Genomic DNA, 25,745 nt, shown 5'->3' with positions numbered 1-25,745 from the left:
GGTCCTTGTAGGATCCGGTCGGGTTGCCGCCTTCGAGCTTGATCCAGATCTCGGCGCCGCCTTCCGGCTCCAGCGCGCGGAGGCGAACCAGCGGTGTGTTGCCGACTGCCGTCAATGTGTCGTCATCACGCATCCCGTTAACCATTCGACGTCAATACACAGTCCCATTCGCTGCCGACCGGATCCGGGTCGCGATACATGGCGTCGTCGCCCTTGATCCAGATCGAGTGGTCAAAACTGCCCTCGTATTTCGCACCCGACGCGGTTCTTACCAACGACCCGGTATCGACTCTGTCGCCGCGTTCGAACCGAACGCTGGGCAGTTCGGTCGCGTAGAAATAGGTCACGACCTCATTCGCCGGGTTGCCGCCGCAGGCCCAAAAGGCGATGCTAGTCGGATCCTCCAGCATCCAGCGGGCCACCAGCTCGCCCTCGCGCCGCAGATAGCTTTCAGAGACGCAGGTGCGCAGGTCGTCGGCCTTCCAGCAGGCATCTCGCCCCTTGATCCAGCCGCGCTGCGCGGCCCGCAGCTGATTTTCTGCCTCGACGGCGCCTGTGTCGAGACCCTTGACCACGTCGATCGCCGCGCCGTAGCGGCCGGCGACCAGACGGTCGAGCCGGGCAAGCTCGGCATCCTGGCAGATCAGCTTTTCCGCTGCGCCCTGCGCCTTGTCACAATCGAAGGAAGGGCCTTGCTGCGCAAGAGCGGGCGTAGCGAAGAACAGACCAATGGCAAAAAGGGTGCGCATTCAGGGGGCTCCGGAACGTCAAACTGACAATTGACCCAAACATAGCAGTTCACCGGCACAAGAGAAATCTCGGCGTCAATATCCGCCGCGCAGCTTGCGCAGGCCCGTGATTGCGGTTTCGATCTGGCCCAGAGCCGGATTGTCCCGCAGATGAATCGCCCGGCAGGCCAGTCGCATATCCGGCGCACCCCGCACCGCATACAGGCGTCCGCGCCGCAACAGACCCGCGACCATCACCTCAGGGAAGTACCCGACTCCACCGCGCCGCATCAGATAGCGCAGGCCCATCGCCACGTTGCCCAGAACGATATGCTGGCGGCTGCCGGGCGGCATCACCTGTTGCCAGAGTCGGTCATATTCGGCACAGAATTCCAAGTTAATGAACAGCGGCAACTCGTCCGACCCAAGTGTCAGGGGCTGATCCGATACCAGCGTCAGCCGTTCGTCGGGCAGGTCAGTTACCTCGATTCCCGGTTGCGTCGGTCGGTCATGCACCAGCGCCAGATCGACCAGACGTTCGGCCACTGCCACCCCCATGTCGAGCGCGTGGTCATAGTTCAGGGTGAAGGGGACAACGCCCTGTTCCTGTTCCAGCCAAACTGCCATGTCCACCAGCAGCGCATCCCACAGCGATAGCTGCGCGCCCAGCCGCAAGGCGCCGCGCGCACCGGGGCCGGCGGCCATTTCGGCTGTGACGAAGGTCCATGTGCGCAGCATCTGCTCGGCATGCGGGCGGAACCGTTGCCCGGCAAGGCTGAGGCGCGTCCCAGCCGGACCACGCTCGAAAAGCGCGACCCCCAGCGCGGTTTCTAGCGCCTTGATGCGGGCGCTGACAGCGGTCTGGGTGACGTTGAGCCCACGGGCTGCCGCGTGGAAACTGCCGGCCTCGGCAATGGCGAGAAAGGTTTCAAGCGCGATTATCTGCATAACTGAAAGGGTTTTCAGATCACTCTGAGCAAATCAATTCGTTTTTCTGCTCAGTCGCGCTCTGCTACCTTTGCCCCAAGCAGACACGAAGGAAACGCGCCATGCTGGACAAGTCACAAAAACCCACCTGGACCAGTTTCGAAGAGGCCACCCAGGCCGATTGGGACGCGGTGATGGAGTATGAAGAGGCCTATAACGCCGCCCTGCCCGACCGGATACTGGACGCGATCCGCTCGCTGGACGAGGCCTGGACCCCCTATCCGATCAACCGCTATCAGCACTCGCTTCAGGCCGCGACCCGCGCCCATGCGGATGGGGCCGAGGATGAGATCGTGGTAGCCGCCCTGGTGCATGACGTGGGCGACATTCTGTCGCCATACAACCACGGCGAACTGGCCGCGGCGATGATGAAACCCTATGTCAGCGAGAAATGTTACTGGATCTTGCAACATCACTGCGTGTTCCAGGGGTATTACTACAACCACTACTGGGGCGGCGACCGTAACGCGCGCGACAAGTATCGCGACAGCCCTTATTGGGAGGATGCGCGCTATTTCTGCCATGAATACGACCAATGCGCGTTCGACCCGGACTATCCCACCAAACCGCTAGAATTCTTCGAGCCGATCCTGCGGCGGGTGCTGTCGCGCGGCGGCGGTCACATGGAGCTGAACGAGACCGTCGAAGGATAAGCGACGGATCTGCACCTCACGTCCGTTTCAGATGATATCGAAACGGACGACAGGGAGCGCGCTCATGAAAACCGCTATTCTGGTGGTTGCCATGGCTTTGGCCTCGATCCTGCAACAGTTGGCCCTGCGTGGGGCGGGGCCTCTCTAAGCGCCCGCGCCGCGCCCCGCGCGGCGCCCGGCCCAACGGGAGGGGGTGCATCTGCGATGCGCCTCCGACGGGCGGGAGCCCCCCTGCGGCGAAATGGCCCGACGGATCGGGGCGCATCACCCGTTTGACGCATGAATGCCGTCAAACAGGAGTAACTCTGATGCGCCTTCTCCTTCTCGCTTCGGCCTGTGCCCTTGGCACCGCCGCCCTGGCCCAGGGCACGCCCGGAGCGCATTTCATCGAAAACTGGGACATGGATGGCGACGGGCTGATCACCGTCGCCGAGATCGCCGAGAAACGCGGCGAGATTTTCGTAATGTTCGACCAGAACGAGGATGGCGCGCTGGATGCCGCCGAATATGACCTGTTCGACGAGACCCGGCGCACCGATATCGAAGCCAATGCCGGCGGCCGCAAGGGGCCGATGGCACTGGTCGATCAGGCGATGGACCGCGCCTTCAACGATGCAGATGGCGATGGCCTGGTCTCGGCCGATGAGTTCACCGCAAAATCCGCCGCCTTCTTCGACATGCTCGACAAGAACGGCGATGGCGTGATCAGCAGCGCCGATTTCAAACCGGGCGGCTGAAACAAGAACGGCCCCGGGGTTCCGGGGCCGTCTCTCATTCTCAAGGGAGGCGTCAGCCGTCCTTGCGGATGGTCTCGTTCTTGGGGTCATAGGGGCTGTCGCAGGTCACGACCGCATCCCAAAGCTGGTCCAGCATCTTGACCTTCAGCTTTGTGCCTTCGACAGCCAGTTCGGGACGAACGTAGCCCATGCCGATGGATTTTTCGAAAGCAACCGAATAGCCGCCCGAGGTAAGACGACCGACGCGCTCGCCTTCGGGCGTATAAAGCGCCTCGCGGCCCCAGGGATCGGCATCGGCAGGCCCGTCGATCAGCAGGGTGCAGCATTTGGAGCGGATGCCCTTGGCCTCCATCTCGGCCTTGCCGTGGAAGTCTTTGCCAAGGTCCACGAAACGCGGCAGATCGGCCTCCAGCGGGGTCGCATCGCGGCCCAGTTCGGTGCCAAACGCGCGATAGCTCTTCTCCTGACGCAGCCAGTTCTGGGCGCGGGCGCCAACCAGCTTCATCCCGTGCTTTTCACCGGCAGCCAGCAGCAGATCCCACAGGTAGCGCTGCATCTCGATCGGGTGATGCAACTCCCAGCCCAGCTCACCCGTATAGGCCACACGGATCGCGTTCACGGGGCACATGCCCAGTTCGATCTGACGGGCCGACAGCCACGGGAAACGCTTGTTCGAGAGGGCGGTTTCGGGATCGGCGTCCTTGATCACCTCTTTCAGCACGTCGCGCGATTTGGGCCCGGCGATGGCAAAGACGCCCCACTGGGTGGTGACATCCTGGATCTCGATATAGCCGAACTCCTCCATCTTGTCCTCGGCCGCCTTGCGCAGGAAGTCGGCGTCATACTCCGTCCACGCCCCGGCGGAGACGATGTAGTAGTTGTTCTCGCCATTGCGCACGATGGTGTATTCGGTGCGGGTGGTGCCGGCGCTGGTCAGCGCATAGGTCAGGTTGATCCGGCCCACTTTCGGCAGCTTGTTGCAGGTGAACCAGTCCAGGAACTGGGTGGCGCCGGGGCCCTTGACCACATGCTTGGTAAAGGCGGTGGCGTCGATCAGGCCCACGCCGTTGCGGATCGCCTTGGCCTCGTCGACGGCGTATTGCCACCAGCCGCCACGGCGGAAGCTGCGCGCGTCATGGTCGAAATTCTCGGGCGCATCGAGCGGGCCGTAATAGTTCGGACGCTCCCAACCGTTGACGAAACCAAACTGCGCGCCCAGCGCCTTTTGCCGATCATAGGCGGGCGCGGTGCGCAGCGGGCGGCAGGCCTCGCGCTCTTCGTCCGGGTGGTGCAGGATATAGACGTGTTCGTAGCATTCCTCGTTCTTGCGCGCCGCGAACTCGGTGGTCATCCAGTTCGAGCTGTAGCGCTTGGGGTCGAGGCTGGCCATGTCGATCTCGGCCTCGCCATCGACCATCATCTGCGCCAGGTAATAGCCGGTGCCGCCGGCGGCGGTGATGCCAAAGGAGAAGCCCTCGGCCAGCCACATGTTGCGCAGGCCCGGCGCCGGGCCGACCAGCGGGTTGCCGTCGGGGGTGTAGCAGATCGGGCCGTTGAAATCGTCCTTCAGGCCACTTTCGGCACAAGAGGGCACGCGCTCGGCCATCGCCATGTACTGATCCGCGATCCGGTCCAGATCGAGCGGGAAGAGGTCGGCGCGGAAGCTGTCGGGCACCCCGTATTCGAACCGCGCGGGCGCGCCATGTTCGTAGATGCCGAGGATCCAGCCTCCCCGCTCTTCGCGGGCATAGGATTCGTTGTCGGCGTCACGTACGACGGGGTGCTCCGGGTTGCCCGCCTCGCGCCATTTGACCAGTTCGGGGTCCTGATCCATGACGATGAAGGTGTGCTCAACCGGGATCGCCGGCATCTTGATGCCCAGCAGCTTGGCCGTGCGCTGCGCATGGTTGCCCGATGCGGTGACGACATGCTCGGCGGTGATCACGACCTGCTCGTCGGAGGGCACAAGGTTGCCGCCTTTTTCCACCATCTTGGTGCAGGTCACTTCCCAATGGGTGCCGGTCCAGTGGAAGGCATCGGCCTGCATCTTGCGCACGATCTCCACACCACGCTGGCGCGCGCCCTTGGCCATCGCCTGGGTCACGTCGGCGGGGTTAATATAACCGTCCTCGGTGTGATAGATCGCACCTTTGAGGTCCGAGGTCTCGATCAGCGGCCAGCGTTCCTTGATCTGGTCCGGGGTCAGCCACTCGTATTTCACGCCACAGGTCTCGGCGGTCGAGGCATAGAGCATATACTCGTCCATACGATCCTGCGTCTGCGCCATGCGCAGGTTGCCGACCACGGCGAAACCGGCATTCAGCCCGGTTTCCTCTTCCAGCGTCTTGTAGAAATCGACCGAGTATTGGTGGATATGGGTGGTCGCGTAGGACATGTTGAACAGCGGCAACAGGCCCGCCGCGTGCCAGGTCGAGCCGGAGGTCAACTCGTCACGCTCGATCAGCATGACGTCGTCCCAGCCGGCCTTGGCCAGGTGATAGGCGATCGAGGTACCGACGGCACCGCCGCCGACGACCAGTGCTTTGACTTGGGTTTTCATGGGACCGCTCTCCGGAATGAGTCTCTTTGGCATGGTTTATGCCGAAGCCCATTCTCACAAGCCAAGTCCATCCGACGCAAAAACGCGCAAAACCGACCTCCGCCTTGACAACGACGCGCGCGCCCGGTCCGGACACGGTCGCAATTGAGTATTTTGGGCGGAATGAAAGGCCATCACCGCTTCATTCCGCGACAAATACTCCCGCCGGAGGCGAGATTTTTCGTCGAAAAATCTCTGGCGTCGCCGCCGTACCGGTTAGAGAATCTTGCCCGGGTTCATGATGTTCAACGGGTCCAGTGCGGCCTTGATCGCGGTCATATAGCGGGTGGTCGCACCAAGTTCCTGGCCGAGATAGGCGCGTTTGCCCTGACCGATACCGTGTTCGCCCGTACAGGTCCCGTCCATCGAGATGGCAAGTTCGGCCAGCCAGGCTGTGAACACTTCGGTCTTGGCGATCTCGTCCGGGTCATCCTTGTCGATGAGCGGCGAGATGTGGAAATTGCCGTCGCCCACATGCCCGACCAGAGGCGCAAACAGGCCGAGTTCCTCGGCCTTGGCAGTGGCGGCATTGACGCATTCCGCCAGCCGCGAAATCGGCACGCACACATCCGTGGCCAGCGCCGTACGGCCCGGGCGCAGTTGCAGCGAGGCCCAGTAGAATTCGTGCCGCGCCTTCCACAGCCGGTTGCGCTCCTCGGTCGAGGTGGTCCAGGCGAAACCGCTGCCCTCGTTCTCTTCGGCGATGCTGCCAAACAGTTCCGCTTGTTCGGCGACGCCCGCCTCGGACCCGTGGAATTCCAGCAGCAAGAGCGGCGTTTCCGGCAGATCGAGCTTGGAATAGGCGTTGACCGCCTGCACCGCGATCACGTCCAGCAACTCCATCCGGGCCACCGGGATGCCGAACTGGATCGTGGTCATCACCGCCTGACAGGCGGCATCGACCGTCGGGAAGGAGCAGCGCGCGGCCGAGATCGCCTCGGGGATGCCCTGCAGTTTCAGGGTGATTTCGGTGATGATGCCCAGCGTGCCCTCGGCCCCGATCATCAGCCGGGTCAGGTCATATCCGGCCGAAGTCTTCTTGGCGCGCTGCGCGGTGCGGATCACCTCGCCATCGGGCATCACCACTTCGAGCGCCAGGACATTGTCCTTCATTGTGCCATAGCGCACCGCGTTGGTGCCGCTGGCCCGGGTCGATGCCATGCCACCCAGCGAGGCATTCGCGCCGGGGTCGATGGGAAAGAACAGGCCCTGGTCGCGCAGGTGGGTGTTGAGCTGTTCGCGGGTGACGCCGGGCTGGACCACGCAGTCGAGATCGCCCGCGTGCACGGCGAGGATAGTGTTCATCTGCATCAGGTCGACCGAGATGCCCCCGGCGGGTGCGTTCACGTGCCCCTCGAGCGAAGTGCCGGTGCCAAAGGGGATGACCGGCACCTTGTGTTCGGCGCAGGTCTTGACGATCTCGGACACTTCGGCGGTGGAGGTGGGAAACACCACCGCATCGGGCGGCTGGTTCTCGATCCATGTGGTGGTGTGGCCATGCTGTTCGCGGATCGCCTGGCCGGTCTGTACCCGATCACCGAAGCGCTGTTTCAGGATACCGATCACGGTTTCGATGCCTGTCTCATTACGCGGCAATGCGGTGATCTGAGCCATGTCTGTTCCCCCAAGGCCCCGGCGGGCCAACCCCGCCAAGGTTCATGTGTTAAGTAAAGAGCCGGGGGCTTGCGGGTCAATACCCACAAACCCCGACCGCCCTATTCGCCCATGGCGATACCTTCGCGGCGCGGGTCGGCGGCGCCCTTGAGGGTTTCACCGATCTCGATGGCGTGCAGGCCCGAGGTCAGCGCCCGCACCGAGACCTTGTATCCGAGGCCGGTCAGCGCCTCTTCCGTCCCGGCCGCATCGGTGCCCTCTTCCAGGTCATAGGTGCCGAAGCGGTTGACCAGATGTGGCGCGTTCAGCGCCTGTTGCACGTTCATGCCCCAATCGGCCCAGGCGATGATCGCGCGGGCGACATAGCCGATGATGCGGCTGCCCCCCGGCGAGCCGATGGCCAGCACCGGCTTGCCATCCCGCATGACGATGGTGGGTGCCATCGAGGAACGCGGGCGCTTGCCCGGCTCCAGCCGGTTGGCGATGGGCACGCCATCGACATGGGTCTTGAACGAGAAATCGGTCAGCTCGTTGTTCAGGAGGAACCCGTTCGTCATCAGCCGCGAGCCAAAGCCGTTTTCGATGGTGGTGGTCATCGACAGCACGTTGCCATAGCGGTCCACGATCGAGATATGCGAGGTCGAAGGCAGTTCGATCGAGATGTCATCAGCCCAGTTCGAGGCATGGTCGAACTCTGGGTTGCCGGGTTCGACACTCTCCAACGCGTTGGGGCCGGACAGCAACTCGCTGCGCGATTTCAAATAAGCGGGATCAACCAACCCCTTGGTGGGCATCGGGACAAAGTCGCTGTCGGCCATGTAGCGGCCCCGGTCGGCGAAGGCGAGGCGCGAGGCATCGCCGATCAACCGCCAGCTTTCGGGGTTTTCGGCCCCCAGCGCCGCCAGGTCATAGGGTTCCAGAAGGCCGAGAATCTGGCCCACGGTCAGCGCACCCGACGAGGGCGGCCCCATGCCGCAAACCTCAAAGGCGCGATAGCTGGCGCAGACAGGTTCACGTTCGATCACCCGGTAAAGCGCCAGATCGGCGCCCGAGAGGACACCGGGATTGCCTTCGGCATTGCGGACGGTGCGCACGATATCGGCGGCGATGGGACCGCCGTAAAAGGCGGCCGACCCTCCCGCGGCCAGCGCCCGCAGGGTGGCGGCATAGGCGGGGTTCTTCAGCGTGTCACCGGCCTTGATGGCCTCGCCACCGGGCAGGAAATAGGTCGCCGTTTCGGGAAAGCGGCCGAGCCTTTCAGCGTCCGCCTCGACCAGACCGGCGAGGCGCGGCGAGACGGTGAAACCGTTTTCGGCCAGCCAGATCGCATCACCAAACAGCGACCCCCAATTGGCCTGCCCCCAGCGGCGGTGCGCCTCTTCCAGCAAGGCGGGCGTGCCCGGCGTGCCGACAGAGAGGCCACCAACCACGGCGTCGAAGAATTTCAGCGGCGCGCCGGTGTCGTCCTGGAACAGGGTCGGTGTCGCTTCGCGCGGGGCGGTTTCGCGGGCATCGAGCGTGGTCATCTGGCCAGTGCTGCCATCATACCAGACCAGAAAGGCGCCACCACCGAGCCCTGAGCTTTGCGGCTCGACCAGGCCCAGCACGGTCTGCACGGCAACCATCGCATCGGCGGCGGTACCGCCCTGGCGCAGCACATTGCCCCCGGCCATGACCGCCAGCGGGTTGGCGGCCGCCACCATCCAATTCTTCGCCTCAACCGGCTGGCCTGCGTCCTTGGCCGCCTGCGCGGCCTCGACAACGGCAGAGAACGGCCTGACCTGACCTGTTGCCGCGCCTTCGGGGGCCACCGTGTCGGCCTCTTGCTGCGCCAGTGCGGCCCCTGCCGCCAGCGCCGAAAGCCAGAGGCCCGCTATCATACCCGTTCGCATCGTCACTCTCCCTGCTGTCGCGTTACCGCGTTCATCCTGACAGCGATGCGGGGACGATACAATCTAAGGCTGTTCGACTCTATCCACCTTGGTGGTTCAGAGCATCGCCGGCACCACCTGATCGGGCGGCCGGTGACCGTCGGCGAAGGTCTTGATATTGATGATCACCTTCTCGCCCATCTCGATCCGGCCCTCCAGCGTGGCCGACCCCATATGCGGCAGCAGCACGACATTGGGCAATTCGCGCAGACGCGGGTTCACCTGGGTGCCGTGTTCATACACATCCAGCCCCGCCCCGGCGATCTCGCCCGCGCGAATCATCCGGGTCAGCGCATTCTCGTCGATGACCTCACCGCGCGAGGTGTTGACGATGACGCCCGAGGGTTTCATCAGCTTCAGACGTCGCGCGTTCATCAGGTGAAAGGTCGAGGGCGTCGAAGGGCAGTTGACCGAGATCACATCCATCCGCGCGATCATCTGATCCAGACTGTCCCACCAGGTCGCTTCCAGCGCATCCTCGACCTCGGGGCGCAGCCGGCGGCGGTTGTGATAGTGGATCTGCATGCCAAAGGCGCTGGCGCGACGGGCCACCGCCTGACCGATGCGGCCCATGCCAAGAATGCCAAGCCGCCGTCCACCGACGCGCCCGCCCAAGAGCGCGGTGGGCGCCCAGCCGGTCCATTCGTTCTTTTGCATAACCGCCAGCCCTTCGGGGATCCGGCGGGTGACGGCGAGAATCAGCGCCATGGTCATGTCGGCGGTGTCGTCAGTCAGCACACCCGGCGTGTTCGAAACCAGAATGCCGCGCTGACGTGCCGTGGCCACGTCAATGTGATCGACCCCAGCCCCGTAATTGGCGATCAGCCGCATCCGCTCGCCCGCCTGTGCCAGCAGGCCCGCGTCGATGCGGTCGTTCAGCGTCGGCACCAGCACATCGGCCTCGCGCAGGGCCGCGGCCAGCTCGTCCCGCGACATTGGCGTGTCGTCATCCCTCAGGCGGACATTGAACAGTTCGCTCAGGCGGGTTTCCACCACCTCGGGCAACCGTCGCGTTACGACAACACTCAGACGTTCTCTTGGCACTTGAGCTCTCCCACGGCTTTGCAATTCGGTGCGCGCCATGGCATCGTGGCGCAGGAGAGAGCGGGGCACAAGAACCCCATGCGCAAATGACGCAGGCTTTTTCCGATTGAGCAGGCAGACAATCCGGCAGGCAGACAGTGACAGGTTTCAACAGTTTCATGCGCCCCCTCGCGGTGGCGGCCCTTTCGATATTCGTAACTTTGGCTCCGGGCACAGCAACGGCCGAAGAGGCCAAGCGTGGCGCGGTGACCAACCTTCCGATTCCCCGCTATGTCTCGATGAAGGCGAACGAAGGCAACGTGCGGCGGGGCCCGTCGCTGACCCATCGGATCGACTGGGTCTTCAAGCGCCGCGACATGCCGTTGCAGATCACCGCGGAACACGGTCACTGGCGCAAGGTGCAGGACCGTGACGGCGCCGGTGGCTGGGTGCACTACGCGCTGCTTTCGGGCGTGCGTACGGTGCTGGTGGAAAAGGACATGATGCCGCTCTATGCCCGTCCCGATCCAGCCTCGCAGGTCGCCGCGCATTTCGAGATGGGCGTGGTGGCGCGGCTGGGAACCTGTACGGACGACTGGTGCCGTATATCTGCCGGCGGATATCGCGGCTGGGCGCCCAAGGCCAGCCTCTGGGGCGTCGCGCCGGACGAGGTCCGAGAATAAGGCGAAATCGCGAAATTTGACCGCGCGCGTGACCGGGTGCCGTCAGCCCGCTTGTCCCCGCCCCCTGTCGAAACATCCCGGATAGAGACCGGCCAGGAACCGCCGCACCAGCGCCGCCGCACCAGCGCGCGAGAATCCCTGCATGTCTGTCAGATAGTTCACCCACATCCCTTCGAGCAAGGCGAGCGTGCCGCTGGTGGCATCATCTGCCAGAGCGGCATCCTGCCCCGCGCGTTCGGAGAGCTCACCAAATGCCTGCCGCAACGTGTCGACCAGCTTCTTGTCCTGGGTGCTGCTGTAGAGCGCGATTCCGGGATGAGAGCTGGCAATGCCGCGAAAGGCATGCCAGATCTTGGTGCTTCGCGGGTTGAGCAGCGTCTCGGACAGGTCGGCGGCAACCACGGCCATGACCCGGTCTTCGGGCGATGCCTCGGGCCCGAGATCGGTCATCCGGTCCAGCGCGGCATAGTATTCGACACTGAATTGCTGGGCCGCCGCCGTGAGCAGATTGTCCTTGCCGCCGAAATGCAAGTGGATCATCCCCCGCGACAATCCCGAGCGTTCACATATGCGGCTGACCGAGGTGTCGGTGATGCCGATATCGGCAATCGTGTCCAGAGTCGCCTCAATGAGAAGCCGCTTGTTGGCTTCGGGATCGCGCTTGGCACCACGTTTCCTTGCCCTTGAGCCGGTTGCTTTTTCGAATGAATTCATGCGACTGCGGCCTGCTGTCTGGATCATCTCACAGGAATATTGACACGAAAGGTCATTCTGGAGCAACATTTAATGGACGATCGTCCATTTGTGGCTCGAAAAACTCGGCAAGGGAGACAGGGTGATCTTTCGCAGCGAAACGTCCCGGGGATACGCCCTGAGCGCGCCAGCCACGCTTTACGTGGGCTTTCTGGTGGCCGCGCCGCTGGTGATTCTGATCGCCTATTCGTTCTGGACCCAGACCTATGTGACGCTCGACCGGACCCCGACGCTCCAGAACTATCGCGACGCGCTGGCCGATCCGCTTGTGCGCCACCTGATGCTGCGTTCGATCTGGATCGCAGGGGCGGTCACGGTGGTGACCGTGGCACTGGCCTATCCCATCGCCTATTTCATCGCGATGAAGGCGCGCAAGAAGACCATCTGGCTTTTGCTCATCACCATTCCGTTCTGGTCCAGCTACCTTCTCCGCGTCTTTGCGTGGAAACTGATCCTGGGTTTCAACGGGGTGATGAACTCGGCGCTGCTGGGCCTTGGACTGATCGACGAACCGCTGGGCTTCCTGCTCTATAATGAATTTGCGGTGGTGCTGACGTTGGCGCATGCCTGGGCACCTTTTGCGATCCTGCCGATCTATGTCAGCCTGCAAAAGATCGACCCCAGCCTGCTGGAGGCCGCCACCGATCTGGGCAACAGCCCGGCGCAACGCTTCTTTAGGGTGACGCTGCCCCTGACCCTGCCGGGTATCATTGCGGCCTGCCTGATCATCTTCATCCCGACCGTGGGCGACTATGTCACCCCCGCCCTGGTGGGCGGATCGGATGGCAAGATGATCGCCAACCTCATTCAGGTGCAGTTCGGCGCGGCCAACAACTGGCCGCTGGGTGCCACGCTGTCGCTGATTGCGATGCTGTCGGTGGGCTTTGTCGCCATCGTCTTTGTCATCGCCAGCACATCACTGGGGAGGCGGATCAGATGAGACGCCCTTCGACCCTGACCGCATATGCCTTTTTGTATCTGGGCTTTCTCTATCTGCCCGTCCTGTTCCTGCCGCTGTTCTCGTTCAACAGCGGCACCATCGTCGCCTTTCCGATCAAGGGCTGGACGCTGGACTGGTATCGGCAGTTGGGCGAACAGGACACGCTGATCCAGGCACTGTGGAATTCGCTGGGGGTCGGATTTGTCGTTGCCCTGCTGTCCACGGCGATGGGTCTGTTCGCCGCACGCGCCTTTGTGAGATACCGGTTCCGGGGCCAGCACGCCGCCGAGGGCCTCGTGATGCTGCCTTTGGTCATTCCGGGGATCATCGTGGCCTCGTCGATGCTGGTGCTGTTTCTGTTTCTCGGCCTCAAACCCTCGCTGTTCACCGTGACGCTGGGCCATACGTTCCTGGCACTGCCCTTTGCGGTCTCGATCCTGAAATCCGCCTTTGACGATTTCGATGCCTCGCTGGAAGAAGCCTCGTATGACTTGGGTGTCGGCGTTTTCGAAACCTTCCGGCGGGTGACATTGCCAGTCGTCGCCCCCGGAATCGTGGCCAGCATGCTGGTCACCTTCACGGTCAGCTTCGATGAATTCGTGCTCGCCTTCTTTCTCTCCGGCAACCAGCCCACCCTGCCGGTCTATATCTGGAGCCAGATCCGCTTTCCCGCCAAGCTTCCCAATGTGCTGGCGCTGGGCTCTATCCTCTTGCTCACCTCGGTCCTGCTGCTGGTGCTGGCCGAGTATTTCCGCCGACGCTCTTCCGCCCGCGAGGTCAGATGACACAGAGAAACATCATAGAACTCAGGGATGTGGAAAAGCGCTATGGCAGCTTCGTGGCCGCCGAAAGCATCAATCTGGACCTCAGGCAGGGCGAATTCTTCTCGCTGCTCGGTCCGTCGGGATGCGGCAAGACCACGGTCTTGCGGATGATTGCGGGGTTTCAAGACCCGACTGCGGGCAGCGTGACGATCGACGGCCAGAACATGGCAGGGGTACCGGCGAACAACCGGCCGACCAACATGGTCTTTCAAAGCTATGCGATCTTTCCGCATCTCAATGTCGGCAACAACGTCGCCTATGGCCTTCGCGGCCGCGTGCCCCGCGCCGAGATCGACCAGCGCGTGACCGAGGCGCTGGAAATGGTGCAGTTGGGCGGTCTTCAGAACCGCGGCGCCCACGAGCTTTCGGGCGGGCAGCGGCAGCGGGTGGCGCTGGCACGTGCCCTGATCATGCGGCCCAAGGTGCTGTTGCTGGACGAACCCCTGTCGGCACTGGACAAGAAGCTGCGAGAACAGATGCAGTTCGAGATGCGCAACCTGCAACAGTCGCTGGGTATCACCTTTGTCATGGTCACCCATGACCAGTACGAGGCGATGACCATGTCCGACCGGATCGGTGTCATGTTCAACGGGCGGCTCAAGCAGGTCGACACGCCGGCGACGCTCTATGCGCGCCCCTGTGACCGGCAGGTCGCCAGTTTCATCGGCGAGATGAATATCATCGCCGCCGACCTGCTTGACGAGACCGGCGATACCCTTTCGATCGACACGGTCGCGTTTGGCCGGATGCAAATCGACCGAAACCCGAACGTGCCGAGCCACGCCAGACGGATGAGCATCGGCATCCGTCCCGAACAACTCGAGATCAAGTCCGAGAGGCCCACCGATTATGCCACCGCGGTGCAGGGCACGGTCAGCAATGTCGCCTTTTACGGCGAGAACATCCACTACCACGTTCAGGTTGCAGGCGTCGAAACGCCGATCGCGGTTTCGGTCCCCAACTATTTCCACACGGTCGATTTCAACAGAGGCGATACCGTCTGGCTGGGGCTACTGCCCGCCAGCGTGATCGATCTCGGCAAGGCCACCGAATAATGTCAAAGGGAGGATAGAATGAAACTTCAGGGATTTGCGGCCTTCGCAAGCGCGATGGCGATCAGCACGGCAAGCGCCGGAGCCGGAGGGGCCGATCTAACGGTCTTCGACTGGTCTGGATACGAGGACCCCGGCTTCTTTGCCAGCTACATGGCGAAATACGGGGACGAGGCGCCCAGCTATTCCTATTTCGGCAGTCAGGAAGAGGCCTTTACCAAGCTGATGTCGGGCTTTACCGCCGATCTCGCCCATCCCTGCTCGGACGCGGTGCGCAAATGGGTGGCGGCCGACCTGATCAAGCCGCTGGATGAAAGCAAGCTCACCAACTGGGCCGATATGCTGCCCGAGATCAAGGAGGTCGACGGCATCGTTCTGGATGGCAAGCTCTACATGCTGCCCTTCGAATGGGGCAACACCGGCCTGATCTATCGCACCGACAAGATCGCTGCTGACGCGATCTCGCTGCAACTGTTGGCCGATCCCGCCTATGCTGGCAAGATCTCCATTCCCGATGCGGCCTCGTCGGCCTATGCGCTGGCCTCTCTGGCCACCGGCAACAGCGCCGATTACACCAATCTAAGCGACGAACAGTTCAAGGAAGCGTCGGATTTCCTGCGTGCGATCCATCCGAACATGCGGTTCTACTGGTCCGATGCGGGCCAGCTGGATCAGGCAATGACCAGCGGTGAGATCGAAATGGGCTGGGCCTGGAACCAGTCCGAACTGAACCTGATCTGGAACGAAGTGCCCGCCGCGATGATGCGGGACGTCGACAAAGGTATCGCCACCTGGGTCTGTGGCTATGTGCATCTGAAATCCTCGACCACGCCGGACGAACAGGTCTATGACCTGCTCAACGCGCTCACCGATCCCGCCAGCGGTCAGTACATCATCGAAAACTGGGGGTATCCGCATTCCAACACCAAGGCGTTCGAGATGGCCGATCAAGCCAATATCGAAGCCTACGGCTTCTCAGACCCCAAGAGCTTCTTCGAAGGCAGCCTGTTCTTTGACGCGGTCACGCCGGAGCTCGAAGCCAAGATGCTGGCCGAGTTCGAGCGGATCAAGGCCGGGTTCTAACTCACTCACTCTGCCGGGGACGCATGGGCGTCTCCGGCCCCCCAACCGACAGAAAGACGCGCCACATGTCCGACGCGAACCCATACGCATTGCTGTTCGAACCGGTCAGGATTGGGCCGGTGACGGCCCGCAACCGGTTTTTCCAGGTACCCCACTGCACAGGCCTGGGTCATCTGCGCCCGCGCGCCGATGCCGGGGTGCGCGGGATGAAGGCCGCGGGCGGCTGGGCGGTGGTCTCCAATCAGGAGACCGAGATACATCCCACCTCGGACCTGTCTCCCTTTCCCGAGGGGCGTCTTTGGGATGAACGCGACATCCCTGCTCTTCGCCTGATGACGGATGCGGTGCATGAACACGGGGCGCTTGCTGCGATCCAGCTGGTGCATAACGGCAACCACGCAGTCAACCACCTGAGCCGCGCGCCGATCCTGGCCCCCTCCGAGATGAGCGCCGATCTGGCGATGCCGAAACACGCCCGCGCCATGGACAAGACCGATATCCGCGAGTTGCGCCGCTGGCACCGGGACGCGGCGCTGCGCGCCAAACAGGCCGGTGCCGATATCGTCTATGTCTATGCCGGGCATTCCATGTCGATCGCCCAGCATTTCATGCTGCCGCACATGAACACCCGCAGCGACGAATATGGCGGGTCGCTGGAAAACCGTGTGCGGCTTGCCCGCGAGTTGCTGGAGGACACGCGCGAGGTCGTGGGCGACACCTGTGCGGTGGCCTTCCGCTTTGCCATTGACGAGATGCAGGGACCTGACGGCATGCAAGCCGCCGAAGAGGGCCGCGCCGTGGTCGAGTTGCTCGCCGATCTGCCCGACCTGTGGGACGTCAATGTCTCGGGCTGGGACAATGACAGTATCACCACCCGGTTTCAGCCGCAGGACGGGTACCAGAACGACGTACTCACCTTCGTCAAGCAGGTGACGGGCAAGCCCGTCGTGGGGGTGGGCCGGTTGACCTCGCCCGACCTGATGGTGTCGATGGTCAGAAAAGGGATCGTGGACCTGATCGGCGCGGCGCGGCCCTCGATCGCCGACCCGTTCCTGCCGACCAAGATCCGCGAGGGCCGCATCGACGAGATCCGCGAATGCATCGGTTGCAATGTCTGTGTCGCCTCGGACAATCTTGGCATCCCGATCCGCTGCACCCAGAACCCGACCATGGGCGAGGAATGGCGGCGCGGCTGGCATCCCGAAATCATCACCTCGAAGGGCAAGCAGGACGAGGTTCTGGTGATCGGCGGCGGCCCGGCCGGGCTGGAATGCGCCATGCAGATGGCCCGGCGCGGGTATGAGGTGACACTGGCCGAGGCATCGTCCGAATTCGGCGGGCGCGTGGCCCGCGAAAGCCGCCTGCCGGGGCTTTCGGCCTGGGGCCGGGTGATGGACTACCGCTTGAACGACCTGACCCGGCGCGCCAATGTGCGCATGTTCACCAACAGCGCACTGGATGCGGCGCAGGTCGCCGAACTGGGCATCGGCAACGTGTTTGTGGCGACCGGCTCCCATTGGCGCCGCGACGGCATCGGCCGCAACACCCAACGCCACGCGCCAGATATCGCAGCGGGCGCAACCATCCTGACACCCGACGACATCCTGTCGGGCCAGATGCCCCCTGTGGGCCCGGTCCTGGTCTATGATGACGACAATGTCTATCTGGCGGGCGTGATTGCCGAGAAGCTGGCCTTGGCCGGTCTGGAGGTGATCTTTGCCACGCCCGAGAGCCTGGTTTCCAGCTTCACCGTGAACACTCTGGAACAGCATCGCATTCAGGCCCGGCTGATCGACCTGGGCGTGGACATCCGCTGCAACCAGACGCTTGCGGCACTTGGCGCGGGCAATGCCAGCCTGGCCTGCGCCTTTACCGGGCGACAGCTACCGGTGGTCTGCGAGTCTGCGGTGCTGGTGACCGAGCGCATCCGCGAGACCACCCTGCACGCCAGCCTGAAGCCTCTGAACCTGACCACGCTCGAACTGTTCGGGGATGCCGCGCAGCCGGGCCTGATCGTCGACGCGGTGTTCTCCGGCCATCGCGCCGCCCGTGATTTCGAACGCCCGCAACAGGATGCCGACAAGGATTGGTTCCGCCGTGAAATCATCGACCTGCGAGAGGAGCTGTGACATGACCGGACGCCCCCCCGAACTGGACGCTTTGATTTCCGAATACCGCCCCGGGCTGGCGATGCCGCGCGGGTTTTACACCTCCCAGGCGATCCATGATCACGATATCGCTCGAGTCTGGAACCGGAACTGGCTCTGGGCCGGGCACGAAAGCCAGATCCCCGAGGCAGGGGACTATGTCCTGCTCGATTACGGGTCGGAATCGATCATAATCGTGCGCGACCGCGACGGCGGGGTGCGCGCACATCTGAATATCTGCCGGCATCGCGGCTCGCGCATCTGTACAGAGGCTGAGGGAACGGCGCGCGTCTTTGCCTGCCCCTATCATGCCTGGACCTTTGAGTTGACAGGCGAGTTGCGCGCGGGCCGGGCCATGGGGCCGGATTTCGACCCCTCGCGCTGGGGGCTGTTCCCGGTCCGGGTGACGCTGTTCCAGGGACTGATCTTTGTCTGCTGCGACGCGGACACACCGGCTCTGGAGCCGGCGCTGGCACAACTGGCCCCACTCACCACGCCCTATGGGCTGGACCGTCTGAAGGTGGCGCACAAGGCCAGCTATCCGGTGCCCGCCAACTGGAAGCTGGCGGTCGAGAACTATCTGGAGTGCTATCATTGCGGCCCGGCACATCAGGAGTATTCTCGCTCGCACAGCCTGAAATCGCCCAAGGAAATGGCCGAACTCGTGGGTCCGCTGGCTGCGCGCGCGGCGGCGGCGGGGCTGTCCTCCGAGATGCTGGACCTGACCGGGGCGGCCGCTCCGACGCCGTTCACCGGCGCCTATCTGCGCCGCTATCCGCTCTATCCCGGCTACGATACCGGCAGTCGCGATGGCGCGCCCCTCGCACCGCTTCTGGGTGACCTCAAAGGCTATGACGGCGGTGCCACCGATATGGGGATCGGGCCACTCAACTGGTTCCTGGTCTATTCCGATCACCTGGTTGGCTACCGGTTCCTGCCCCGCGACGTACAGCAGACCGACATCGAGGTGGTCTGGATGGTCCATGCCGACGCTGAAGAGGGGCGCGACTATGACCGCGAAGCGCTCACCTGGCTCTGGCATGTCACCTCTCAGGATGACGAGCGTATCATCCGGCACAATCAGGCCGGCGTGAACTCGGCCTATTTCCAGCCCGGCCCGTTGAGCGAAATGGAAGGCTGGGTGGGCGATTTCTACAACTTCTATCTACGTATGATCGGGTCGGACCCCGAATTCAGGAAGGCAGCAAATGGTTGAGACACCCACAAAACCCCGTCGGCGGGGTGGCGGCGGACGTGCCGCGCGGATCGCGGTGCAGCAGGCGACCACCGGTAACGAGGCGGTACATGGCGGGATGCAGGGCGGACGGTACAAACCGCTCAGCCAGCGCGACATGGAAAACATCCACGCTGCCGCACTGACCGTGCTGGAACGCACCGGCGTGTCCGATCACTTTCCCGAATTACTGGATCTTGTCCTGCCCAAGGGCGCGGTGCTGAACGAGCATGGCCGCCTGTGCTTTCCCCGCGCGCTGATGGAGGACCTGCTCTCTGTCGCCGCAAAGGAGTTCTATGTTTTCGCCCGTGGCGAGCGTGAGGGTAAGGATGACATGCACTGCACCGCCGAAAGCGTCTATTTCGCCAACTCGGGCACGGCGGTCACCACCTTCGACTACGAAACGAGGTCCTATCGCCCCTCGACCCTGCGCGACGTCTACGATTTCACCCGGCTGGTGGATCAACTGGAAAACATCCACATGCTGGGCGATACGGTTCTGGCCACCGATGTGACCGACGATTTCGCGCATGACATGAACACCGTCTACGCGATGCTGGCGGGCAGCCAGAAACCCGCCTGCCTGACCTTTCGCGACCGCAGCCACATCCCGCACGCGATCCGCATGTTTGACCTTGCCTCCGGCGGCGAAGGCAGTTTCATGAAAAAGCCCAGCGTGATCTTTGGAGGCTGCCCGATGGTTTCGCCGTTGCGGATCGGGCGCGAGAACATGGAGCTTCTGATCGACACCGCCAAACTGGGCCTGACCGTCGATCTGGCGGTGCCGCCGCAGGCGGGGGCCACCGCCCCTGCCACGCTGGCCGGGACGCTGGTGCAGACCGTGGCCGAAACCCTCGCTTGCGTGGCGATCGTCAACCTGATCACCCCCGGCTGTCCGGTCTGCTTTGCCGCATGGCCCTTCATCACCGATCTGCGCAGCGGCTCGTTCACCGGGGGCAGCGGCGAGCAGGCGCTGATCGGGGCCGCCGCGGTACAGATGGGCAATTTCTATGGCCTGCCCACATCCGTTGGCGCGGGGATGACCGATGCCAAGGTGCCCGATGCGCAATACGGGCTGGAGAAGGCGCTGACCTTTTCACTGGCCGCCCATGCCGGGGCCAACCGGCTGTGCGAGTTCGGCGGCATGATCGGAAGCCTGATGGGATGCAGTTTCGAAAGCATGGTCATCGACGACGAGGCTGGCGGCATGATCCTGCGCACCCTGCGCGGGATCGAGGTGTCGGACGAGACCATGGCGGTGGACGTGATCCACAAATGTGCCATAGACCCCGGCCACTTCCTCGGCAATCCGCACACGTTGTCCTATATGAACAGCGAGTTCGTCTACCCTCAGCTGATGGACCGCGAACGCACCGACACATGGGAAAACGAGGGCAAGACCGACCTGCTGGAGCGGGCGCGGGAAAAGGCCACACGGATCCTGGACAGCCATTTCCCCAACTATTTCGGCGCCGCCGACGCCCAGGTGCGCGCCGAGTTCCCGATTGTCATGACGCGCGCGGAAATGGCGGTGCGCCATGGATAACACCAAGGCCAGGGAATGGGACAACGATCACTTTCTGCATCCATGGGAAGGGATGGAAACGCTTGGCCGCAATGACCGGACCCTTGTCGAAGGCGCAAGCGGCATTCATGTCGTCAACGACCGGGGCGACCGGCTGATCGACGGTCCCGGTGGCATGTGGTGCACACAGATCGGATACGGGCGCACGGAAATGGCCGAGGCGATGGCGGAGCAGGCGCGGCAGCTGGCCTATTTCTCGCCTTTCAGCAACACCAATTCGACTGCGGCCCGGTTCGCCCGCGAGATTGCCAGACGCGCGCCCGGTGATCTCAACCATGTCTTTTTCACCACCGGTGGCTCGACTGCGGTCGATACCGCGCTCCGCTTCATCCAGTTCCGGAACAATCTGCTGGGGCGTCCCGAGAAGAAGATCATCATCTCGCGCCAGAAAGCCTATCATGGCAGCACCTATCTGGCCGCAAGCGTCAGCGGAAAGGAGCGCGACCGCCTATGGCTGGACAAGGCGGACGACCTGACCCACTTTCTGCCCAACGTGAACCCGCTCTATCGTCGCGAAGATCAGTCGATGGAAGCGTTTCTGGAGGAAAAGGTCGCCGATCTCGACACCGCCATCCAGACGCTGGGTCCCGACAGGGTGGCCGCGTTCATCGCCGAACCGATCCTTGCCTCGGGTGGTGTCATCGTCCCTCCCCAAGGCTATCACAAGCGCTGTCTCGAAGTCTGCCGCCGCCACGATGTCCTGTATATCTCGGACGAAGTCGTCACCGCGTTCGGGCGGTTGGGTCACTGGTTCGCCTCGAAGGATGTATTCGACATCGACCCGGATATCATCACCTGCGCAAAAGGTCTGACTTCGGGATATTCGCCAATGGGTGCGGCCATCGTATCGGACCGGTTGATCGCCGATGTGGCCGGAATGGAGGCGACCTTTTCCAACGGCTATACCTATTCCGGTCACCCGGTCAGCGCGGCGGCGGGTCTCAAGAGTATGGAGATCATCGAACGCGAAGGTATCCTTGACCATGTGCGGCGTATGACACCTGTCTTTCAGGGGCGGTTGCAGGACCTGGCAGAGATCGACATCGTCGCCGACACCCGCGGGATGGGGCTGATGGGCTGCGTACAATGCTCCGAGGCCGGTGCCGCGCTTGGCGAGTTGCAGCGCGATTACCAGCTTGGCGCTAGGATCGATGCCGAATGCCAGAAACGCGGGCTGATCCTGCGCCCCATCGTCAATATGTGCGTTTTTTCACCGCCGCTGATCATCACCGAAGCGGAAATCCATCAGATGTTCGATATTCTGCGAGAGGGAATCCTGGCTGCAAGATCCTCCACCTGACCGGGGGCAAGGCCAAGGGGACCGGATGGCCGGCAGGGTTTCACCCCAGTCCGGACGGGAGTTGGGTCGATAGCCGCAAGGGCGGTCTCGGACAGCCAGGGAGAAGCAGCTGCGACGGTTCAAGGCCTGCGCCAATCTTTTGCGCGCGCTCGTCGAAAGTCACCTCATCGAACCAGCGGGGTCGTCCCGCGCGCTGATTGCATCCCGCACCGTCGCAGCGTTTCATCGCACCTGTCAGCTACAATACGGACATCCGACTGATTTGGTGAGATGACGGTTGAGAGCCCGGAGCGGCCGTTGCTGCAAGATGCACGAATTGCCGCTTCCTATCAGTGTTTGTCGCCGGTGGGCGATTGGTCCAGGGGCGGTCTCATGCTAGTTTCTGATCCTCAATCCATTTCGGACATCGCTTTGGGCGAAATCTCCAATAACTTTTCCAAAGTCTTTCTGAACCGAACGATTTCGGGTCCGCTGAGGTGTTGCATTGCAGCGCGCTCGACCGCTGTGACGGCTGAAATGGCTTTCTCCGTTCGCTCTCTGCCTTCTTCTGTCAAACGAATATAGACGAAGCGCGCGTCTTTCTCGTCGCGGTGTCGCGTCAATAGCCCCTTTTCCTCAAGCGACGTGACAACCCGGTGCATGGAAGGCGGCGCGGTATCGACAGCCTCGGCCAGCCGCCGCAAGGTGCAGTCCGGGTTCTCGCGCACAAGATACAGCGTGGTGCCTTCGAGCGAGGACAACGAAAGCTTGGCCAGCTCCGTTAATGTCTGGTCCCGCAACATTTTGTCCACTCGGCGAAGCAGGTAACCGGCCGAGTTCCTGAGTTCCATCAGATCAAGCTTTGCGTTGGTGTCCATCTTCCCTCCGGCGTTTCGAATACTTGTACCACGGGATAATTTCAGATGTAATTATTTACTGAGATAATTATCATTGATAATTATATGTGAGGAGGGGATTCGATGCTTGAAGTCACATGGCTGTCTCAGGACCACATTGACGTTCTGACCAAGGATCGTCGCTGGCTGCACGCGCATCCGGAAATCGGATACGACCTTCCGCAGACCTCCGGGTTTGTCCGCAACCGCTTGGAATCTATAGGAATTTCTTACGAGGCCGGAATTGCCAAGAGTGGCCTTGTGGCGGAAATCAAGGGTACGCGGGGCGATGGGCCTGCCATCGGGTTCCGCGCCGACATGGATGCCCTGCCGTTCACCGAGAGGACGGGCAAACCCTATGCGTCGAAAATCGCCAGCCGCATGCATGGCTGCGGTCATGACGGGCACACGGTCATTCTTCTCGGGCTGGCCGATCATCTGGCCGAACACCGAGACTTCGCAGGCACCGTCTACCTCATCTTCCAGCCTGCGGAAGAGGGTGAGGCAGGTGGCCGGCGAATGGTGCAAGACGGGCTGTTCGAGCGCTTTCCAATGGATCGGGTTTTTGCCCTGCATAACTGGCCGGATCTGCCGCCCGGCGTCATCGGCGCCCTCGACGGCCCGATCATGGCCTCTTCGCACCGTCTGGACATCACCTTGCGCGGGTCGGGCGGGCATGGCGGCATGCCTCATAAGGCGACGCCGCTGATGAGCGCCGCCGCGCATGTGCAACTGGCGCTCGACAGCTACCTGGCCCAGCAGGTCGATGCCCGCCGCGCGATCGTCATATCCCTCACCCAAATCGAATCCACCGATGCGGTTACGGTTCTGCCTGAAACCGTGCGGATACGGGGCGCGGTGCGTATCCTGCAACCCGATGCCGCCGAACGCTTCTACCGCGAGATTCCGCGCCTCATCGACGGCATAGCCACTGGGTTCGGGGCCGCTGCAGAGATAGATCTGCACGAGGTCTACCCGACAACGAGCAACGACGCGCGTGCTTCGGCAATCGTCCGCAGAGCGGCCGAAAACCTCGGGTTGCGCTGCGAAAACGAGGCGACGGGTCTCGATCCCAGCCTGGCAAGCGAGGATTTCTCCTTCATGCTCAACGCCTGCCCGGGGGCCTATTTCTGGCTCGGTCAGGGCGGTGGCCCCGAAGGCCGCGCGCTGCACGCGCCGACCTATGACTTCAACGATGACGTGATCGGGACAGGCGTCGCGATGTTTGCGGAAATCGCTCACCTCGCCCTTTCCAATCCTGCAAACCTTTACATTGAGGAGGAAACAAAATGACTGGAACATCCCGAATTCTTGCTCTTGCCATGACGCTGGCTTTGGCTCTGCCTGGGGCAGCTTTTGCCAAGGAACGTCTGCGCATGTCGCTGGCGCTGCCGCCGACGCACCCGCTCTTCACCCAGGTGATTGAACCCTGGACTCAGAAGGTCGAAGAGGTCACCGAAGGCCGTGTAGAAGTGCGCATCCTGCCCAAGCTGGTCGGCACTCTACCGGGGCAATACGACGTGGCCGCGACTGGGCAGGCGGATATCGCCCTTGGAAACCAATCCTACAGCCCGGGCCGGTTCAAGCAGTATGCCTTTGTCGAACTGCCAGGTGGCGGCGATAGCGCCGAGGCGACATCCGTCGCCTTCTGGCAGACCTACAACGCGTTCTTCGGCGCCAACAACGAAATGAGCGACGTCAAGACCATCACCCTGTTCACCTCCGGGCCCGGTCAGCTGTTCACAACTGGACATGTGTTCGAGAGCATTGATGGTAACGCCGGCGTCAAGGTGCGCGGCGGCGGTGAGGCGGCGACCCGCGTCGTCGACACGCTGGGCATGACCTCGGTCCAGGCGCCATTCTCGAAGGCTGCCGAGATGATCTCGAACGGTGTGGTCGACGGTGCCATGCTGGATCGTTCGCTGGTTCCGGCCTTCGGGTTCGACCGTTATTTCACCAATCGCTTTGTCTATGATGGCGGGCTCTACAACGTGAGCTACTTCATCGTCATGAACCTGGACAGCTGGAACAAGCTGTCGCCCGCAGATCAGGCGGCGATCGATGCGATCAGTGGAGAGGTTCTGGCGCGCGATCTGGGACGCGTCTGGGACGAACTGGGCGCCGGGGCCGACGCAGGGTTCGAGGCAAGCGGTGTGGTGACGACCGTTGCCGAAGGCGAACTCAAGGCGGCGCTGGACGCGGCATTTTCGAAATACGAGCAGGATTGGATCGATCAGATCGCCGATACGGGCACCGATGGACGAGCAGTCATCGACAGCTTCCGCGCCGCAGTCTCGGCCTCCGGGTCCTGACCGTCGACAATGACTCTGGGCGCGGCGGTGATCTGCCGCGCCACCATTCCGAACAGGGGGGAAACATGTCCGATAGTACGCCTTCGCCCGTCTTTGCGCTGTTTGACCGGGTCGCCAGCTTCGGCGCCACGATCGCCTGGAGCGTCATCGCCCTTGTCACATTCGTCGATGTGATCGGACGCGAGATATTCGCATCACCGATTCCTGGCGGATACGAGATCATCCAGGCGTTGATGACGATCGGGGTCTTCTTTTCCCTGCCGATCGTCGCCTTGCGTCGCGGTCATGTAAGCGTCGATCTTTTGCGCCAGAAATACCCGCCGCAACTGGCCCGAGGCCTCAGCGCGCTGGTTGCGGTCGCCGGACTGGCTTTCTTCGGATTCCTTGCGTGGAGCATGGCGTCGTTTGCCAAACACGCACTGGGAACCGGCGAGCATACGGCGTTTCTCTTCATTCCGATCTGGCTGGTGGCCGCAGTGATGGCGGTCATGCTCTCCGTCACTGCCCTTTGTTGCCTGCTGGGGCGGGAAGCGCAGGAAGTTTCTGCAGACCTTAAGGAGATCTGAGCGATGGAAATCTTTGCCCTCCTTGCCGTCGGGATGCTGGTCGCCATGCTGCTCGGCCTGCCCATTGCCTATTGCCTCGGATTTGCTGGCATCATCGGCCTCGCGCTGGATATCGGGCT

23 protein-coding genes are annotated in these 25,745 nt (G+C 62.7%); 14 read left to right on the top strand and 9 right to left on the bottom strand.

What is annotated here, in order from left to right; genetic code table 11:
* The 3 genes from AC2FL1_RS20170 to AC2FL1_RS20160 all read right to left on the bottom strand — a co-directional run.
* On the bottom strand, positions 1–133 hold a 133-nt coding region (locus AC2FL1_RS20170; protein WP_496878109.1), incomplete at its 3' end, for a pyridoxal-phosphate dependent enzyme.
* 4 nt (positions 134–137) lie between these two features.
* Positions 138–749, bottom strand: coding sequence for an MliC family protein (locus tag AC2FL1_RS20165; protein ID WP_496878107.1), 612 nt, complete (start codon positions 747–749; stop codon positions 138–140).
* A 75-nt stretch (positions 750–824) separates the two neighbouring features.
* Complete coding sequence (locus AC2FL1_RS20160; protein WP_496825902.1) at positions 825–1,676, bottom strand: LysR family transcriptional regulator; 852 nt, start codon at positions 1,674–1,676, stop codon at positions 825–827.
* Positions 1,677–1,777: 101 nt separating this feature from the next.
* Between AC2FL1_RS20160 and AC2FL1_RS20155 the strand changes: the two genes are divergently transcribed.
* Complete coding sequence (locus tag AC2FL1_RS20155; RefSeq protein ID WP_496825904.1) at positions 1,778–2,368, top strand: HD domain-containing protein; 591 nt, start codon at positions 1,778–1,780, stop codon at positions 2,366–2,368.
* Positions 2,369–2,676: 308 nt separating this feature from the next.
* Positions 2,677–3,105 (top strand): EF-hand domain-containing protein, encoded by a 429-nt coding sequence (locus AC2FL1_RS20150; RefSeq protein WP_496878106.1) that lies wholly within the window; start codon positions 2,677–2,679, stop codon positions 3,103–3,105.
* 52 nt (positions 3,106–3,157) lie between these two features.
* Here AC2FL1_RS20150 and AC2FL1_RS20145 read toward each other — a convergent pair whose 3' ends face one another.
* From AC2FL1_RS20145 to AC2FL1_RS20130, 4 genes are all read right to left on the bottom strand, one after another.
* A complete protein-coding gene (locus AC2FL1_RS20145; RefSeq protein WP_496878105.1) occupies positions 3,158–5,665 on the bottom strand; it encodes a GcvT family protein in 2,508 nt (835 codons plus the stop codon).
* A 255-nt stretch (positions 5,666–5,920) separates the two neighbouring features.
* The gene (locus AC2FL1_RS20140; RefSeq protein WP_496878104.1) at positions 5,921–7,318 is read right to left on the bottom strand and encodes an FAD-binding oxidoreductase; all 1,398 of its coding nucleotides are present in this window, start codon (positions 7,316–7,318) and stop codon (positions 5,921–5,923) included.
* Positions 7,319–7,419: 101 nt separating this feature from the next.
* Positions 7,420–9,210 carry a gamma-glutamyltransferase gene (ggt, locus tag AC2FL1_RS20135; protein WP_496878103.1) on the bottom strand — a complete coding sequence of 597 codons (1,791 nt, stop codon included), beginning with the start codon at positions 9,208–9,210 and terminating at the stop codon, positions 7,420–7,422.
* 96 nt (positions 9,211–9,306) lie between these two features.
* The gene (locus tag AC2FL1_RS20130; RefSeq protein ID WP_496825914.1) at positions 9,307–10,293 is read right to left on the bottom strand and encodes a 2-hydroxyacid dehydrogenase; all 987 of its coding nucleotides are present in this window, start codon (positions 10,291–10,293) and stop codon (positions 9,307–9,309) included.
* Between the two features lie 158 nt (positions 10,294–10,451).
* Here AC2FL1_RS20130 and AC2FL1_RS20125 point away from each other — a divergent pair, with 158 nt between their 5' ends.
* Positions 10,452–10,955, top strand: a complete 504-nt coding sequence (locus tag AC2FL1_RS20125; protein WP_496825916.1) for an SH3 domain-containing protein — start codon at positions 10,452–10,454, stop codon at positions 10,953–10,955.
* Positions 10,956–10,997: 42 nt separating this feature from the next.
* Here AC2FL1_RS20125 and AC2FL1_RS20120 read toward each other — a convergent pair whose 3' ends face one another.
* Positions 10,998–11,669: a TetR family transcriptional regulator C-terminal domain-containing protein gene (locus tag AC2FL1_RS20120; RefSeq protein ID WP_496878102.1), complete on the bottom strand. Its 672-nt coding sequence runs from the start codon at positions 11,667–11,669 to the stop codon at positions 10,998–11,000.
* A gap of 124 nt (positions 11,670–11,793) precedes the next feature.
* Here AC2FL1_RS20120 and AC2FL1_RS20115 point away from each other — a divergent pair, with 124 nt between their 5' ends.
* From AC2FL1_RS20115 to AC2FL1_RS20080, 8 genes are all read left to right on the top strand, one after another.
* Complete coding sequence (locus AC2FL1_RS20115) at positions 11,794–12,648, top strand: ABC transporter permease (protein ID WP_496878108.1); 855 nt, start codon at positions 11,794–11,796, stop codon at positions 12,646–12,648.
* Positions 12,645–13,433, top strand: a complete 789-nt coding sequence (locus AC2FL1_RS20110; RefSeq protein ID WP_496825920.1) for an ABC transporter permease — start codon at positions 12,645–12,647, stop codon at positions 13,431–13,433. Before AC2FL1_RS20115 ends, AC2FL1_RS20110 begins: the two co-directional genes overlap by 4 nt.
* The gene (locus AC2FL1_RS20105) at positions 13,430–14,527 is read left to right on the top strand and encodes an ABC transporter ATP-binding protein (RefSeq protein ID WP_496878101.1); all 1,098 of its coding nucleotides are present in this window, start codon (positions 13,430–13,432) and stop codon (positions 14,525–14,527) included. Before AC2FL1_RS20110 ends, AC2FL1_RS20105 begins: the two co-directional genes overlap by 4 nt.
* 18 nt (positions 14,528–14,545) lie before the next feature.
* Entirely contained in the window at positions 14,546–15,607 is a 1,062-nt protein-coding gene (locus AC2FL1_RS20100) for an ABC transporter substrate-binding protein (protein ID WP_496878100.1), read from the top strand.
* 65 nt (positions 15,608–15,672) lie between these two features.
* Positions 15,673–17,736 carry an FAD-dependent oxidoreductase gene (locus AC2FL1_RS20095; RefSeq protein ID WP_496878099.1) on the top strand — a complete coding sequence of 688 codons (2,064 nt, stop codon included), beginning with the start codon at positions 15,673–15,675 and terminating at the stop codon, positions 17,734–17,736.
* 1 nt (position 17,737) lies between these two features.
* Positions 17,738–18,970 carry an aromatic ring-hydroxylating oxygenase subunit alpha gene (locus AC2FL1_RS20090; RefSeq protein ID WP_496878098.1) on the top strand — a complete coding sequence of 411 codons (1,233 nt, stop codon included), beginning with the start codon at positions 17,738–17,740 and terminating at the stop codon, positions 18,968–18,970.
* Complete coding sequence (locus AC2FL1_RS20085) at positions 18,963–20,534, top strand: trimethylamine methyltransferase family protein (protein WP_234184346.1); 1,572 nt, start codon at positions 18,963–18,965, stop codon at positions 20,532–20,534. The genes AC2FL1_RS20090 and AC2FL1_RS20085 overlap by 8 nt, the downstream gene beginning before the upstream one ends.
* Positions 20,527–21,873, top strand: coding sequence for an aminotransferase (locus AC2FL1_RS20080; RefSeq protein WP_496825931.1), 1,347 nt, complete (start codon positions 20,527–20,529; stop codon positions 21,871–21,873). The genes AC2FL1_RS20085 and AC2FL1_RS20080 overlap by 8 nt, the downstream gene beginning before the upstream one ends.
* A 389-nt stretch (positions 21,874–22,262) precedes the next feature.
* On the opposite strand, the gene AC2FL1_RS20075 is transcribed toward AC2FL1_RS20080, so the two are convergent.
* Positions 22,263–22,730 carry a MarR family winged helix-turn-helix transcriptional regulator gene (locus tag AC2FL1_RS20075; protein WP_496878097.1) on the bottom strand — a complete coding sequence of 156 codons (468 nt, stop codon included), beginning with the start codon at positions 22,728–22,730 and terminating at the stop codon, positions 22,263–22,265.
* A 102-nt stretch (positions 22,731–22,832) separates the two neighbouring features.
* Between AC2FL1_RS20075 and AC2FL1_RS20070 the strand changes: the two genes are divergently transcribed.
* The 3 genes from AC2FL1_RS20070 (at position 22,833) to AC2FL1_RS20060 (ending at position 25,626) form a co-directional block, all read left to right on the top strand.
* A complete protein-coding gene (locus tag AC2FL1_RS20070) occupies positions 22,833–24,041 on the top strand; it encodes an amidohydrolase (RefSeq protein WP_496878096.1) in 1,209 nt (402 codons plus the stop codon).
* The gene (locus tag AC2FL1_RS20065; RefSeq protein ID WP_496878095.1) at positions 24,038–25,060 is read left to right on the top strand and encodes a TRAP transporter substrate-binding protein; all 1,023 of its coding nucleotides are present in this window, start codon (positions 24,038–24,040) and stop codon (positions 25,058–25,060) included. The genes AC2FL1_RS20070 and AC2FL1_RS20065 overlap by 4 nt, the downstream gene beginning before the upstream one ends.
* Before the next feature lie 65 nt (positions 25,061–25,125).
* Positions 25,126–25,626 carry a TRAP transporter small permease gene (locus AC2FL1_RS20060; protein WP_496878094.1) on the top strand — a complete coding sequence of 167 codons (501 nt, stop codon included), beginning with the start codon at positions 25,126–25,128 and terminating at the stop codon, positions 25,624–25,626.
* Positions 25,627–25,745 lie beyond the last annotated feature (119 nt).

This window comes from Ruegeria sp. YKSF070 (genome assembly GCF_059612725.1).
The sequence above is the reverse complement of the archived record's forward strand: the minus strand, read 5'-3'. Positions and strand labels throughout refer to the sequence as shown.

Excerpts from the sequence above, each read along its gene's own strand:
- AC2FL1_RS20165 (WP_496878107.1), bottom strand. The coding sequence starts at position 749 with ATGCGCACCCTTTTTGCCATTGGTCTGTTCTTCGCTACGCCCGCTCTT.
- AC2FL1_RS20160 (WP_496825902.1), bottom strand. The coding sequence starts at position 1,676 with ATGCAGATAATCGCGCTTGAAACCTTTCTCGCCATTGCCGAGGCCGGC.
- AC2FL1_RS20155 (WP_496825904.1), top strand. The coding sequence starts at position 1,778 with ATGCTGGACAAGTCACAAAAACCCACCTGGACCAGTTTCGAAGAGGCC.
- AC2FL1_RS20150 (WP_496878106.1), top strand. The coding sequence starts at position 2,677 with ATGCGCCTTCTCCTTCTCGCTTCGGCCTGTGCCCTTGGCACCGCCGCC.
- AC2FL1_RS20145 (WP_496878105.1), bottom strand. The coding sequence starts at position 5,665 with ATGAAAACCCAAGTCAAAGCACTGGTCGTCGGCGGCGGTGCCGTCGGT.
- AC2FL1_RS20140 (WP_496878104.1), bottom strand. The coding sequence starts at position 7,318 with ATGGCTCAGATCACCGCATTGCCGCGTAATGAGACAGGCATCGAAACC.
- ggt (WP_496878103.1), bottom strand. The coding sequence starts at position 9,210 with ATGCGAACGGGTATGATAGCGGGCCTCTGGCTTTCGGCGCTGGCGGCA.
- AC2FL1_RS20125 (WP_496825916.1), top strand. The coding sequence starts at position 10,452 with ATGCGCCCCCTCGCGGTGGCGGCCCTTTCGATATTCGTAACTTTGGCT.
- AC2FL1_RS20120 (WP_496878102.1), bottom strand. The coding sequence starts at position 11,669 with ATGAATTCATTCGAAAAAGCAACCGGCTCAAGGGCAAGGAAACGTGGT.
- AC2FL1_RS20110 (WP_496825920.1), top strand. The coding sequence starts at position 12,645 with ATGAGACGCCCTTCGACCCTGACCGCATATGCCTTTTTGTATCTGGGC.
- AC2FL1_RS20105 (WP_496878101.1), top strand. The coding sequence starts at position 13,430 with ATGACACAGAGAAACATCATAGAACTCAGGGATGTGGAAAAGCGCTAT.
- AC2FL1_RS20100 (WP_496878100.1), top strand. The coding sequence starts at position 14,546 with ATGAAACTTCAGGGATTTGCGGCCTTCGCAAGCGCGATGGCGATCAGC.
- AC2FL1_RS20095 (WP_496878099.1), top strand. The coding sequence starts at position 15,673 with ATGTCCGACGCGAACCCATACGCATTGCTGTTCGAACCGGTCAGGATT.
- AC2FL1_RS20090 (WP_496878098.1), top strand. The coding sequence starts at position 17,738 with ATGACCGGACGCCCCCCCGAACTGGACGCTTTGATTTCCGAATACCGC.
- AC2FL1_RS20085 (WP_234184346.1), top strand. The coding sequence starts at position 18,963 with ATGGTTGAGACACCCACAAAACCCCGTCGGCGGGGTGGCGGCGGACGT.
- AC2FL1_RS20080 (WP_496825931.1), top strand. The coding sequence starts at position 20,527 with ATGGATAACACCAAGGCCAGGGAATGGGACAACGATCACTTTCTGCAT.
- AC2FL1_RS20075 (WP_496878097.1), bottom strand. The coding sequence starts at position 22,730 with ATGGACACCAACGCAAAGCTTGATCTGATGGAACTCAGGAACTCGGCC.
- AC2FL1_RS20070 (WP_496878096.1), top strand. The coding sequence starts at position 22,833 with ATGCTTGAAGTCACATGGCTGTCTCAGGACCACATTGACGTTCTGACC.
- AC2FL1_RS20065 (WP_496878095.1), top strand. The coding sequence starts at position 24,038 with ATGACTGGAACATCCCGAATTCTTGCTCTTGCCATGACGCTGGCTTTG.
- AC2FL1_RS20060 (WP_496878094.1), top strand. The coding sequence starts at position 25,126 with ATGTCCGATAGTACGCCTTCGCCCGTCTTTGCGCTGTTTGACCGGGTC.